The sequence below is a fragment of the Streptomyces sp. NPDC005775 genome (assembly GCF_042871565.1).
Taxonomy (GTDB): Bacteria; Actinomycetota; Actinomycetes; order Streptomycetales; family Streptomycetaceae; genus Streptomyces.
In genome coordinates, this window is record NZ_JBIAIU010000005.1 from 66,844 (window position 1) to 80,194 (window position 13,351).

13 protein-coding genes are annotated in these 13,351 nt (G+C 70.7%); 5 read left to right on the forward strand and 8 right to left on the reverse strand.

What is annotated here, in order from left to right; translation table 11 throughout:
• Positions 1–2 precede the first annotated feature (2 nt).
• Positions 3–713, reverse strand: a complete 711-nt coding sequence (locus ACFYPA_RS13820) for a VTT domain-containing protein (protein WP_359080622.1) — start codon at positions 711–713, stop codon at positions 3–5.
• 148 nt (positions 714–861) lie between these two features.
• Here ACFYPA_RS13820 and ACFYPA_RS13825 point away from each other — a divergent pair, with 148 nt between their 5' ends.
• The 3 genes from ACFYPA_RS13825 (at position 862) to ACFYPA_RS13835 (ending at position 4,239) form a co-directional block, all read left to right on the forward strand.
• Positions 862–1,227, forward strand: coding sequence for a YbjQ family protein (locus ACFYPA_RS13825; protein WP_359080624.1), 366 nt, complete (start codon positions 862–864; stop codon positions 1,225–1,227).
• Positions 1,228–1,371: 144 nt separating this feature from the next.
• Complete coding sequence (locus ACFYPA_RS13830; protein ID WP_359080625.1) at positions 1,372–2,658, forward strand: ion channel protein; 1,287 nt, start codon at positions 1,372–1,374, stop codon at positions 2,656–2,658.
• 156 nt (positions 2,659–2,814) lie between these two features.
• Positions 2,815–4,239, forward strand: coding sequence for a glutamate decarboxylase (locus ACFYPA_RS13835; RefSeq protein WP_359081076.1), 1,425 nt, complete (start codon positions 2,815–2,817; stop codon positions 4,237–4,239).
• A 69-nt stretch (positions 4,240–4,308) separates the two neighbouring features.
• On the opposite strand, the gene ACFYPA_RS13840 is transcribed toward ACFYPA_RS13835, so the two are convergent.
• The 5 genes from ACFYPA_RS13840 to ACFYPA_RS13860 form a co-directional block, all read right to left on the reverse strand.
• Complete coding sequence (locus tag ACFYPA_RS13840; protein WP_359081078.1) at positions 4,309–5,055, reverse strand: ABC transporter permease; 747 nt, start codon at positions 5,053–5,055, stop codon at positions 4,309–4,311.
• A 35-nt stretch (positions 5,056–5,090) separates the two neighbouring features.
• Positions 5,091–6,041: an ATP-binding cassette domain-containing protein gene (locus ACFYPA_RS13845; RefSeq protein ID WP_359080627.1), complete on the reverse strand. Its 951-nt coding sequence runs from the start codon at positions 6,039–6,041 to the stop codon at positions 5,091–5,093.
• Positions 6,042–6,115: 74 nt separating this feature from the next.
• Complete coding sequence (locus tag ACFYPA_RS13850) at positions 6,116–6,757, reverse strand: PadR family transcriptional regulator (RefSeq protein ID WP_389131801.1); 642 nt, start codon at positions 6,755–6,757, stop codon at positions 6,116–6,118.
• An 87-nt stretch (positions 6,758–6,844) separates the two neighbouring features.
• A complete protein-coding gene (locus ACFYPA_RS13855) occupies positions 6,845–8,302 on the reverse strand; it encodes an aldehyde dehydrogenase family protein (protein WP_359318258.1) in 1,458 nt (485 codons plus the stop codon).
• 54 nt (positions 8,303–8,356) lie between these two features.
• Entirely contained in the window at positions 8,357–9,238 is an 882-nt protein-coding gene (locus ACFYPA_RS13860) for a helix-turn-helix transcriptional regulator (protein ID WP_359318261.1), read from the reverse strand.
• Positions 9,239–9,570: 332 nt separating this feature from the next.
• Between ACFYPA_RS13860 and ACFYPA_RS13865 the strand changes: the two genes are divergently transcribed.
• Positions 9,571–10,071 (forward strand): ATP-binding protein, encoded by a 501-nt coding sequence (locus tag ACFYPA_RS13865; protein ID WP_359080635.1) that lies wholly within the window; start codon positions 9,571–9,573, stop codon positions 10,069–10,071.
• A gap of 56 nt (positions 10,072–10,127) precedes the next feature.
• Here ACFYPA_RS13865 and ACFYPA_RS13870 read toward each other — a convergent pair whose 3' ends face one another.
• Positions 10,128–10,370, reverse strand: a complete 243-nt coding sequence (locus ACFYPA_RS13870) for a DUF397 domain-containing protein (RefSeq protein ID WP_359080637.1) — start codon at positions 10,368–10,370, stop codon at positions 10,128–10,130.
• Between the two features lie 251 nt (positions 10,371–10,621).
• On the opposite strand from ACFYPA_RS13870, the gene ACFYPA_RS13875 reads away from it, so the two are divergent.
• A complete protein-coding gene (locus tag ACFYPA_RS13875) occupies positions 10,622–11,113 on the forward strand; it encodes a hypothetical protein (protein WP_359318263.1) in 492 nt (163 codons plus the stop codon).
• Positions 11,114–11,145: 32 nt separating this feature from the next.
• Here ACFYPA_RS13875 and ACFYPA_RS13880 read toward each other — a convergent pair whose 3' ends face one another.
• A complete protein-coding gene (locus ACFYPA_RS13880) occupies positions 11,146–13,302 on the reverse strand; it encodes an FUSC family protein (protein ID WP_389131806.1) in 2,157 nt (718 codons plus the stop codon).
• Between the last annotated feature and the right edge of the window lie 49 nt (positions 13,303–13,351).

Sequence of the window (13,351 nt, forward strand, 5' to 3'; positions counted from 1 at the left end):
TGTCAGCGCTTGGCGTGGCGGCCGCCACGGCGGCTCGCGCCGCCACCGGCGGCCGGGTCCTGGTCCTCGTCCACGGCGGAGGCGGCTTCCTTCTTCGCCTTGCCGCGGGCCCGCAGGAACTCGATGGCGATCGGCACGACCGAGATCAGCACGATCAGGACGAGCATCATCTCGATGTTCTTGTGCACGAACTCGATCTTGCCCAGGACCGCCCCGAGGAGCGTCACCCCGACGCCCCAGAGGACTCCACCGATGATGTTGAACGTGATGAACGAGCGGTAGTTCATCCGGCTGACACCGGCGATGATCGGCGTGAACGTGCGCACGACGGGCACGAAGCGGGCCAGGATCAGCGACTTCGGCCCGTACTTCTCGAAGAACTCGTGGGCCTTCTCGACGTTCTCCTGCTTGAAGAGGCGGGAGTCCGGGCGGTTGAAGAGCGAAGGGCCGACCTTGCGGCCGAAGAGATAGCCCACCTGGTCGCCGATGATCGCCGCCAGGGCGACCAGGACACAGACCAGCCACAGCGGGGTGTCCAGCTTGTCCGTCGTCACCAGCAGACCCGTGGTGAACAGGAGCGAGTCGCCGGGCAGGAAGAAGCCGATCAGCAGCCCGGACTCGGCGAAGACGATGACCAGCACACCGATCAGCCCGAACTGCCCGATGAGGTGGTCCGGGTCCAGCCAGCTCGGTCCGAGCGCAAGCGTATTCAAGGGTCCGGGCTCCAGGATGTGGTCGATGGCGGCTGCGTGGCCGCCCCAAGCTATCAACGCACCGGCCCCCCTCCCGGTTCCACTGGCCCCCGTGGAGATGCACACGGGGTGAACCGGGGCAAAACTCGACCCCAGGAGGTGTCACACCATGGGCATCGAGGATTACGGCGGCGGCCAGACGGCACAGTCCGATGTGCTGATCGTCACCACCAATGACGTACCCGGCCACCAGGTGACCCAGGTCATCGGCGAGGTGTTCGGCCTGACGGTCAGATCGCGTCACCTCGGCAGCCAGATCGGCGCCGGACTGAAGTCCATGATCGGCGGCGAGCTGAAGGGGCTGACCAAGACGCTCGTGGAGACCCGCAACCAGGCCATGGAACGGCTGGTCGAGCAGGCGAGGGCCCGCGGCGCCAACGCGGTGCTGATGATGCGCTTCGACGTGTCCGAGGCGGCGGACGTCGGCACGGAGGTCTGTGCGTACGGGACCGCCGCGGTGATCAGCAGGAACTGAGCGGCGTCACGGGGGTGGGGCGTTCCACCCCCATGAGCCCCCACCCGCCCACCTGCTGAGGTGACGTGAGGCGCAAGCCCGAAAGGCCCCGAGCACTGCACTATTTGATGGGTTATAAGGCTTTTGCGTCGCTATGGTGAGCCGATGGCCACCGAATCCGCCGCCGGTTCCGCCGTCTCCCCCGAGCCGACCCCCGCGCGCCGCCTGCTGCTGCTCCTCGTGCCCGCGCTGGCCGTCGGCGTGGTCTCGGCCCTCGTCCTGCTCGGCGTCAGCCTGATCGCGGAGCGGCTGCAGGACGTCCTGTGGAAGACGCTGCCCGACGCGCTGTCGATCGGCCCGTACTCCTCGCTGTGGATGATCGTGATGCTCACCGCGATCGGCCTGGTGACGGGACTGACCATCCGGACGGTGCCCGGCAGGGCCGGCCCCGACCCGGCGACCACCGGGCTGGTCGACCCTCCCCTGCCGCCGGTCGTGCTGCCGGGGCTGCTGGTCGTGACGGTCCTGGCGCTGGCGGGCGGGGTCAGCCTGGGCCCGGAGAATCCGATCACCGCCGCCAACATCGCGCTGGCGTGCTGGGCGGGCCGCCGGTTCGCACCGGACACGTCGGCCGAACTCTGGCTCGCGCTCGCCGCCGCCGGCACCATCGGCGCCCTCTTCGGCACCCCGGTCGCCGCCGCCCTGGTCCTCTCCGAGACGCTCGCCACGCGCCCCGGGCCGGGGGCCCTCTGGGACCGGCTCTTCGGACCGCTCGCCGCGGGGGCCGCGGGGGCGCTCACCATGACGCTGGCCGCCCACCCCAGCTTCGACCTGTCACTGCCGGCCTACACCCACGCGGACTGGGGCGACCTGCTCTCCGCGTGCGTGATCGCTGCCGCGGGAGCGGTGCTCGGACTGGCGGCGGTGTACGCGTTCCCCTACGCACACCGGGCCTTCCGCGCCCTGCGGCACCCGGTCCTCGCCCTGACGGCGGGCGGGCTGCTGCTCGGCCTGCTCGGGGCGCTGGGCGGGCACCTCACCCTGTTCAAGGGGCTGGAGGAGGTGAAGGTGATCGCCGCCGACCCGGGCGGCTGGTCGGCGGGCGAGTTCGCGGTCATGGCGGTGGTGAAGACCGTCGCCCTGCTGGTGGCCGCGACCTGTGGCTTCCGGGGTGGCCGGATCTTCCCCGCAGTGTTCTCAGGCGTCGCGCTCGGCCTGTGCGCCCACGCCCTGGTCGACGGGGTGCCGGTGGCCCTCGCGGTGACGTGCGGGGTGCTGGGCGTCCTACTGGCCGTCACCCGGCAGGGCTGGCTGAGCCTGTTCACGGCGGCGGTGCTGGCCTCCGACATGACACTGCTCCCCCTGCTGTGCGTCGCCACACTGCCGGCCTGGCTGCTGGTGACCGGACGGCCGCAGATGCAGTTGCGTACGGACGGGACGCCGCTGCGCTGAAGGGCGGCGCACGCCGCTGCGCTGAAACGGGCGGCGCGTCGAGCGGGCGCCCGTTTCGACGCGCCGGACACCTCGCCTATCCGTATCGTCTGACATTGTCCGTATCGCCGGATTTATTCCGTCAGACCGGTGACAGCTGAGAAGGGCAGGTCTGCGATGCCGCTCCACAAGGGCTCCGCACACGGCACCGAACCGTCCGACCCGCGGCGCCGGCTCGCGCTCAACCCGTTCTTCGGGGAGGCCGACCCGACCGCCGGGATGGAGTCCGCACCGCCCCGGCACAAGCTGCCGGACGGACCGCTGCCGCCTGCCACCGCGTACGGCCTCGTCCACGACGAGCTGATGCTCGACGGCAATGCGCGGCTCAACCTCGCCACCTTCGTCACCACCTGGATGGAACCCCAGGCCGGTGTGCTGATGAGCGAGTGCCGCGACAAGAACATGATCGACAAGGACGAGTACCCGCGCACCGCCGAACTGGAACGGCGCTGCGTGGCGATGCTCGCCGACCTCTGGAACGCCCCCGACCCCGCCACGGCCGTCGGCTGTTCGACGACCGGGTCGAGCGAGGCCTGCATGCTGGCCGCCATGGCGCTCAAGCGCCGCTGGGCGGTCAAGAACGCCGACCGCTATCCGGCGACCGCCCGGCCGAATCTGGTCATGGGCGTCAACGTGCAGGTCTGCTGGGACAAGTTCTGCACGTTCTGGGAAGTCGAGCCGCGCCTCGTCCCGATGGAGGGCGACCGCTTCCACCTGGACCCGCAGGCCGCCGCCGACCTCTGCGACGAGAACACCATCGGCGTCGTCGGCATCCTCGGCTCCACCTTCGACGGCAGCTACGAACCCATCGCCGAGCTCTGCGCCGCCCTCGACGCCCTCCAGGAACGCACCGGCCTCGACATCCCCGTCCACGTCGACGGGGCGTCGGGCGCCATGGTGGCGCCGTTCCTGGACGAGGACCTGGTGTGGGACTTCCGCCTCCCCCGGGTCTCCTCGATCAACACGTCCGGGCACAAGTACGGCCTGGTCTACCCGGGCGTCGGCTGGGCGCTGTGGCGCTCCCCCGCCGAACTGCCGGAGGAACTCGTCTTCCGGGTCAACTACCTGGGCGGCGACATGCCCACCTTCGCGCTGAACTTCTCCCGGCCGGGCGCCCAGGTCGTGGCGCAGTACTACACCTTCCTCAGGCTGGGCCGGGAGGGCTACCGGGCCGTGCAGCAGGCGTCCCGGGACGTGGCGATGGGGCTGGCGGAGAAGTTCGAGGAGCTCGGCGACTTCCGGCTGCTCACCCGGGGCGACCAGCTGCCCGTCTTCGCGGTGACGACCAAGCCGGAGGTGACGGCGTACGACGTCTTCGACGTGTCGCGCCGGCTGCGCGAACGCGGCTGGCTGGTGCCCGCGTACACCTTCCCGGCCAACCGGGAGGACCTCTCCGTGCTCCGGATCGTGTGCCGCAACGGCTTCTCGTCCGACCTGGCGGAACTCCTGCTGGAGGACATGCGGCTGCTGCTGCCCGAACTGCGCAGCCAGGCACACCCGTTGAGCGCCGAGCACGGCCCGGCGACATCGTTCCACCACTGATCGCGTCTCCGCCGGCCCCCGTCCAGCCCCAGTTCGCGAACACCGGACGGGGACCGGACGGGCGCGCCGTCAGCGGCCGAGCCGCGCGAACCGCCGTACCGCGAGCGGGAAGAACACCGCCAGCAGCACCAACGGCCAGATGACCGCGAGCGGTCCGGCGTGGCCGGCGGCCCAGGAATCCCCGCCGCCGCCCGGGTTGCCGAACAGTTCGCGCACCGCCGTGGCCGTCGCCGACATCGGGTTCCACTCGACGACCGCGCCCAGCCACCCCGGCATCGACTCCGGCACCGCGAAGACGTTGGAGAGGAAGCCGATCGGCCAGACCAGGATCTGCACCGCCTGCACCATCTCCGGGCGCCCCGCCACCAGCGCCAGCAGGATGCCGAGCCAGAGCATCGCGAACCGCAACAGCAGGAGCAGCCCCAGGGCCCCCAGCGCCGCGAGCGTCCCGTGGTGCCAGCGCCAGCCGACCGCGTACCCGACGCCGGTCATCACGGCGAGCCCGGCCACCGACTGGAGCATGTCCGCGACGGCCCGCCCGACCAGCACCGCGCCGGAGGCCATCGGCATCGAGCGGAACCGGTCGACGACCCCCTTGTTGAGGTCCTGGGTGACCGCGAGCATGGTCGACTCCAGGCCGAAGGCCATGGTGAGCGCGAGCATGCCGGGCACCAGGTACTCGGTGGTGTCACCGTCCACCCCCCGGCCGCCGCCGACCAGGTAGTTGAACATCAGCAGGAGCATCACGGGGAAGACCAGCCCCACGACGACCTGCACCGGCTGCCGCGCCCAGTGCGCCAGCTCCCGCCGGGTCATGGTCCAGGAATCGGATACCGCCCAGCCCGCCGTACTCACACCGCCACCTCCACGTCGTCCTGCCCGCTGCCCGTCAGGGACAGGAACACCTCGTCCAGCGTCGGCCGGCGCACCGCGATGTCCTCCGCCTCGATACCCGCCTCCTCCAGCGCCCGTACGGCCCGCGAGAGCGCCTCCATCCGGTCCCCCGCCGGCGCGCCGATCAGCCGTCGGTCGGGGTCCGTCACCGATCCGCCGTCCAGCAGTGCGGCGGCCCGGTCCAGTTGCGCCCCGTCGCGGATGACGACATCGATCCGGTCGCCGCCCACCCGCGCCTTCAGTTCGTCGGCCGTGCCCTCGGCGGCGACCCGGCCGCCGTCGATCAGCGAGATCCGGTCCGCGAGCCGGTCGGCCTCCTCCAGGTACTGGGTGGTCAGCAGTACGGTCGTGCCGCCGCCCACCAGGGCCCGCACCGCCGCCCACACCTCGCTCCGGCCGCGCGGGTCGAGACCGGTCGTCGGCTCGTCGAGGAAGAGCACCTCCGGGTCCGTGATCAGCGAAGCGGCCAGATCCAGCCGCCGTCGCATGCCGCCGCTGTACTCCGCGACCGCCTTGCGGCCGGTGTCCGCGAGTCCGAAGCGGTCCAGCAGCTCGTCCGCCCGGGCTGCCGCCCTGCGGGCGCCCAGGTGGTACAGCCGCCCGAACATCTCCAGGTTCTGCCGCCCGCCGAGCTGCTCGTCCACCGCCGCGTGCTGCCCGAGCAGCCCGATCCGGCGCCGGACCTCACCCGGCCACCGCCGCACGTCGTGCCCCGCCACCTCGACGCGGCCCTCGTCGTACCGCAGCAGCGTCGACGCGATGCGCACCGCCGTGGTCTTCCCCGCCCCGTTGGGGCCCAGCACCGCGTGCACGGTGGAACGGGCGACCGTGAGGTCGAGGCCGTCCAGCGCGCGCTTGGCGCCGTATCGCTTGTGCACTCCTTCGACGACGATCGCGTCGTCAGACATCGCCACACCCCCAGTTAGTCAAACTTGACTAGCACCAGAAAAGTAGCGGCCGGGTCGGCATTCGTCAAACTTGATTAGTGAGGGTCCTCCGGGTGGGTGGTCCCCGTCGCGTACGGGTTCTCCTCGCCCTCGGCCAGCACGCCGACGAACGGATCGCCCTCACCCGCGAACGTGTACGCCCCGCCCTCGATGCGCTCGATCAGCCCCCGGGTCCACTCCGCGCCGGAGTCCGCCGAGTGCACCCACATGTTCATGATCTCGCCGATGTGCCCGATCGACTCGGGCCCCGCCTCGGGCGTGTAGTACTCGGTGACCGAGGTCCGCCACCGGGCCAGGCCCGCCACCCGCTCCTTGAGCAGCGCCACCGCCTCGGCCCGTTCCAGGTCGACGATCCCGCCCAGCCCGGCCGACAGCACGTCCAGCCTCTGGTCGTACGAGGTCAGCGCCGCGCGGAGCAGCGCGAAGTACTCCTCGTCGCCCTGCTCGGTGATCTCGTACTCGGTGCGCGGCGGGCCGCCCACCGTGCTCGGGGCGACTTCGTGGGCGAGCAGGACGCCCTGCTTCGCCATCTGTTTCAGTGCGTGGTAGATCGACCCCGGCTTGGCGTTGGACCACTCGTGCGCGCCCCAGTACTCCAGGTCGTTGCGGATCTGATAGCCGTGCGCCCGGCCGTGCTGCCGCACGGCACACAGGACCAGCAACCGGATCGCTGACATCCCACCCACCTCTCTACTCAACTTTGACGAGAGTAGCGGTGCGGGGATCGGGGCGGGAAAAGGGCTCCGGCCGTCGGGGCGCCGCGCTCAGAGCGGGAAACTGCTCCGGCCGTGCTGGATCGATATCCACTTCCGGGTGGTGAAGGCCTCCACCGTCGCCTCGCCGTTCAGCCGCCCGTTCCCGGAGTTCTTCTCGCCGCCGAAAGCGACCAGTGGATCGTCCTGGACGGTGGAGTCGTTGACGTGGAACATGCCGCTGTCGATCCGCTGGGCGAAGCGCACCCCGCGTTCGGCGTCGGCGGTGTGCACGGCGCCGCTGAGCCCGTAGGGGCTGTCGTCGGCGATCCGTACGGCCTCCTCCTCACCGTCGAACTCGATCAGCAGCGCCACCGGGCCGAAGATCTCCTGGTGGAGCAGCGGGGAGTCGTCCGCGAGCCCGGTGAGCACGGTGGGCTCGACGAGGTTGCCGCGGGTACGGCCCCGGACGAGCGCCGTGGCCCCGTCCGCGAGCGCCTGGTCGACCAGGGCGGTCAGCGCGTCGGCCTGGAAGGTGTCGATGACCGGGCCGATCTGCGTCTCCGGGTCGCGGGGGTCGCCGGCCTTGAGCGCGGCCACCCGGGCGACGAACTTCTCCGTGAACTCGGGGGCCACGGCACGGTCCACCAGGATCCGGTTGGCGGCCATGCAGACCTGGCCCTGGTAGACGAAGCGGCTGAAGACGGCGGAGTCGACGGCGTAGTCGATGTCCGCGTCATCGAGCACCACCAGGGCGCTGTTCCCGCTGAGTTCGAGGATGGTGCGCTTGAAGAGCGCGCCCGCCGTCGCGGCGACATGGCGGCCCACCCGGTCCGAGCCGGCGAAGGAGATCACCTTGGGGACGGGGTGCTCGATGAACGCGTCGCCCACCTCCGCTATGTCCGTGACGACGACGTTGAGCAGTCCGGGCGGCAGCCCGGCCGCCTCGAAGATCCGGGCGATCAGACCGCCGCCGGTCACCGGAGCGTTCTGGTTGGGCTTGACGACGACCGCGTTGCCGAGCGCCAGGGCCGGTGCGACGGACTTCATCGTCACCAGGAAGGGGAAGTTGAAGGGGCTGATGACGCCGATGACGCCGACCGGGACCCGGTAGAGGCGGTTCTCCTTGCCGTCCACCGGGGAGGGCAGGATCTGGCCCTCGGGGTACAGCGCCTGGCGGGCCGCCTCGCGCAGGAAGTCCTGGGCGGCGCTCAGTTCGTACCGCGCCTTCGCCCGGGTGCCGCCCAGCTCGTCGATGACGGCCTCGACGATCTCGTCGGCCAGTTGCTCAGTGACGCGCGCGGCCCGCTCCAGAACAGCGCGGCGCTGATACGGACTCGCGGCGGCCCATTCCCGCTGGGCGCGCTCGGCCGCGCGGTAGGCGAGGTCGATCTCGTCCACGGTGGCGATGGTGACGGCGGCGAGCTTTTCCCCGTTGTAGGGATTGAAATCGATGATGTCCCACGAGCCGGTTCCGGTGCGCCATTCACCGTCGATGTACTGGGCAGCCAGCTCGTGGAAGAAGGACATGCGATCCCTTACTGCAGGTGCAGACTCCTGTCGGTACGTCATGGTAACGAAATATCAGGAGAGTTGGAGAAGACCGCGAAGCAGATCGCGGCTCTCCTCCGGACCCGGGCTGTCTTCGTGGAGCCGGGCCATCGCCTTTTCGTACTGGGCGACTTCTTCGGCCTTGTCCAGATAGAGCGCACTTGTCAGCTGCTCCAAATAGACAATGTCCGACAGATCGGATTCCGGGAATCGCAGCATCGTAAAGGAACCGCTCTCGCCCGCGTGCCCGCCGAAACTGAAGGGCATCACCTGGAGCGTGATGTTCGGCTGCTCCGACATTTCGATCAGATGCCGCAATTGGGTACGCATCACTTCGCGTCCGCCGTAGGGGCGGCGCAGCGCCGCCTCGTCCAGTACGGCATGGAAGCTGGGGGCCCGTTCGGAGACGAGGGCCTTCTGCCGCTCCAGGCGCAGGGCGACCCGGCGGTCGATCTCGGCGGCGGGAGCACCGCGCATGCCTCGCGAGACGACGGCGTGCGCGTAGTCCTCGGTCTGCAACAGACCGTGCACGAACTGGACTTCGTAGATCCGGATGAGTGAGGCCGCGCCTTCCAGCCCGATGTACGTCTGGAACCAGCCGGGCAGCACGTCCCCGTAACTGTGCCACCAGCCCGCCACATTGGCCTCACGTGCCAGCCCGAGCAGGGAGTCGCGCTCCGCCTCGTCCGTGACTCCGTAGAGCGTGAGCAGGTCCTCGACGTCCCTGGCCTTGAAGCTCACCCGTCCCAACTCCATGCGGCTGATCTTCGATTCGGAAGCCCGGATGGAGTAGCCGGCCGCCTCACGGGTGATGCCACGTGAGTCCCGCAGCCGCCTGAGCTGGGAGCCCAGCAGGATGCGCCGCACCACGGATCCACTCGACTCGCCTGCCGCCACCGGTCCAGCCCTCCCCATCGCTTCCTGGGCATCGGGGTCCCCCCGAACCCCAAGAGCCGGATTCTGCCATCAAAACGCTTCAGCCCGTACTCATTCGATTACGGAAATGGGAAGACTTCTCGGAGGTCCCGAAACTCCCCACGGGAAGAAATGAGCAAGAACCGGCACGGTATCGGACAGGTCAGGCGCGTGCACGTGCATCTGCCCTTGCATCTGCCCTGCGCATTCGGAACCATGGGCGTCGCGCACCTGCGTGCTCGTTCGTGTTGTGCCGCTGTACCCGTGTACCCGCAGTACCGATACAGCCGCGAATCCCGGGAGTGCCTCGCATGGGGACGAATGGATCGACGATGCTCGAGCCGTTACGGCAGGGGCTTCCCCCCATCGATCCCTCATCCGTCTCCGGATCAGCGACCTGCACCTTGCCCGCACGTTTCGAAGCCGTCGGCGGGGCACGCCAGTTCACCCGGGCGACGCTGGGCGGCTGGGGGCTGAGCGAGCGCTTCGACGACGTCGCGCTCGTCGTCTCCGAACTGGTCACCAACGCCCTGCGGCACGCCCTGCCCGCCGACACCCCGCGCGAGACACAGGACCCGCCCGTCCGGCTGCATCTGATGCGCTGGACCTCGCGGCTGGTGTGCGCGGTGCGCGACCCCAGCCAGGCGAGCCCCGTCGCGTCCGAGGCCGAGGACTCCGCGGAGTCGGGCCGCGGCCTCTTCCTGGTGGACTCCTTCAGCGACTGCTGGGGCTGGCACCCCTCCCCCGTACTGACGGCGGAGAGCACCGGCGTCGGAGCGACGCCGCGCGGAAAGGTCGTCTGGGCGCTCTTCCGGCTGTCCGACCCGGCGTGACGCGGGGGCCGAAGGAGCGCCGCACCACCGGGAGATGACGCTCCGGCGGGCGGCCCTCAGGCCTCCGCCACCAGGTGGTCGAACTCGCCGTCCTTCACGCCCAGCAGCAGGGCCTCTATCTCCGCGGGCGTATAGACCAGCGCCGGCCCGTCGGGGTGGCGCGAATTGCGCATCGCCACGTCTCCGTCGGGCAGCTTCGCGAACTCCACGCAGGATCCCTGGGAGTTGCTGTGCATGCTCTTCTGCCAGACGACTCCGCGAAGCTCTGTGGCCGCCATGCCGTTGTACACGTGGTGCACAGGACGCTCCCCGAGTTGCAAAGTGCAAGTGTCAACTGTCTCGGATCATAGCTGTGTTCAATTTCTGGTGCATGAGCGGATGCATGGGCAGATGCACGTGCACGCGCGGTGTTCCCCCGATTACAGCTCTCCGCAGGAGAAAGACGAACGAGAGGGCTCTTCCGCTCCCGATTCCGCAAGTTGGCCCCTCCGCCCCGGTGGCGACCCACTGGTAGCTTGGACGGTCATTCGTCGACCAGGGGGAATTCGCCATGCACAAACTCGTACGTACCGGCGCCGTCGTCGCCACCGGACTGCTCACCGCCCTCGCCCTCACCGGGTGCGGCAGCGACGGCGACAAGGACGGCGCGGACAAGGGTTCCGGCTCCACCGCCACCCCGGCGCCCACCGGCAGCGCGAGCGACGGTTCCGGCTCCGGTGAGACCGGCGCCACCGGCGGCCTCAAGGCGCTGGAGGGCGCCTGGGCCGGACAGACCGACGGCAAGGCCGTGGTCCTGTCCGTCGCATCCGGGAAGGCCGTGGTCGTCGCCGACTCCCATGTCTGCTCGGGCACCGCCAAGGACATGGGCAAGCCGATGCTGGCGCTGACGTGCGCCGACGGCGACACCGACCGGACCATGGGCGCCATCGAGTCCAACGACGGCAAGACCCTCGTCGTCTCGTGGGACGGCGGCGCCAAGGACACGCTCGCCAAGACGGACGCCGACTCGCTGGAAGGCCTGCCCGACCTGCCGATCCCGTAACCCGGGGCGGTCGGCAGGGCCCTGACCGCGCCTCAGTCGTCGTCGGACGCGGCGGACCGCGAGCCGGAGCCGCCGTCCAGACCCTCGGAGAACTCCTCCAGGGCTTCGAGCAGGAGGTCGGCCCCGTTCCGTACGACCGGGTCCGACCCTTCCCCTCCGCGCATCCGCTCCTCCTCGTCCCACTTCTCCAGCGCCTCCCGCACCGCCGACCAGTCCGGTACGCGCCGCTCCCGCACCGCCTTGGCTCCCTGCTCCGTGGCCCGGCGAAGCGCCTCGGCGAGCGGAGCGGCCGCCGGTACGGGAGTGGCGCCGCCCTCCGGGAGGTGCGCCTCCATCAGCATCGCGACCCGGCCCAGCTGGACGAGCGCGTGCTGGGTGTCATCGGCTGCGGCGTGCGAGAGGCCGCGGTGGCGCACCGGTTCGTGCTGGGCGGTGGCCACCGCCTCCCGCCAGGCGACGCGGGCGTTCCGGGTGGCGAGCAGCGCCTGGCGGACGTCGTCGTGGCCCCGGTCGGCCGGATCGGCGTACTGGTCGACGACACAGGCGGCGTAACGGCCGTCCTCCTTGAGCCAGTCGCCGAGCCGCCCGCGCAGCCTCGGCGTCTCCCAGGCCGGATAGACGGCGTACGAGATCATGGCCAGGAGCCCGCCGAGCAGGGTCAGCAGGACCCGTTCGAGCACGGTCTGCGACAGGTCGTCACCGGCCATGCCGAGCAGGAAGACCAGGTACGCGGCGATGCAGGCCTGCCCGACGGCGTAGCCGGTGCGCATGAGCAGGTACATCAGCAGGGCGCAGACCACGGCGAGCACGGCGGACAGCCCGGCGCGGGGGTGGGCGGCCTGGACGATCACGCTGGCGACGAAGACCCCGACGACGGTGCCGCCGAAGCGCGCCACGGAACGTTCGTACGTCCGGGAGAACTCCGGCCGCATCACCATGACGGCCGCCAGCGGCACCCAGTAGCCGTGGCCGAACGGCAGCGCCAGGCCCAGCAGGTAGCCGACCGCGGCGACGGTGGAGACCCTGATCGCGTGCCGCAGGATCGGGGAGCCGTGGTGCAGCTCGCCGCGCATCGACCTGATCACGACCGGCACCAGCCGCAGCAGGGTGGGCCTGGCGTGGTGCTCGGCGGGCAGCCGACGGCCCCGCCCTGCCTCGATGGCGTCGGCGGCCTCCGCCGCCCCGGCCCGCTCCTCCTTCGTGCCGTCGCCGTCGGCGGCCTCGATGACGTCGGAGAGCAGGGCCGCCAGCCGGTCGGCGGCGCGGAGCGGGGGGCCGGTGAGCAGCGCGCCGGTGTCGGGGGTCTTCAGCGCGGCGACGGCGGCCCCGGGAAGGCGCACCGGGTCGCCGTGTCGGATCGCCCGGGCGGCCGCGTCGAGCAGGGAGGCGGCGGCGGCGAGGAGCTCACGGACCCGGTCGCGTTCCGGGCCCTCGGACGGGACGCCCATCGCCGGGTCCGCGAGTGAGGCGAGGACCGGTCTGATCCGCTCGGCGGCACCGCGTGAGCCGTGCAGTTCGGCGGGGCGGCGGCGGGCCTGGCGGGCGGTGACGGCGGCGGCCCTGCGGGCCTCCATCAAGGGTGCCGGGTCGAAGTGGGCGACCGGGTCGTGGCGCAGCCTGCGGGCGTAGTCGGCCTCGGCGGCCAGCGCGTCCGCCAGGGCGTCACGCTGGGCGCCCCATCTGCGGACCGGGAACAGCACGATGAGCAGCGCCTGGACCACTCCGCCGAACGTGATCATCAGGGCATGCAGGGCCGCCTCGGCGACGGAGGTCGGCAGTGTGATCGTGACCAGCATGATCGCGACGTTGGACGCGGCGATGATGCCGCCCGTCGGGCCCGCCGCCCAGGCCATTCCGGCGACGAAGGTCCAGAGCACCAGCAGGGCCAGGAAGAGCGGGAGGTGGGGGCCGGTGACATAGCCGAGGAACGTCGACACGCCGAGGCTGAAGCCGGAGACCAGGGCGAGCACCGGGCGGGGCCGCCAGCTGCGCTGGAAGGTGGCGATCGCCGCCTGGAACGCACCGAACGCGGAACTCGCCGCGACGACGGGACCGAACAGGGCGAGGCTCACCCCGATCACGAGGGCGAGGCCCGCCGCGCCGCGGATGGCGATCAGCGGTTCGAGACGCTTCCGCTCGATCGTGAGCCCCGAGCGGGCGGTCTCCCTCAGCGCCCGGAGCCAGCTCATGCCCAGAGCCTAACCGGATTTACCGCTATGCCCGAGTTGTCGGGTGTGG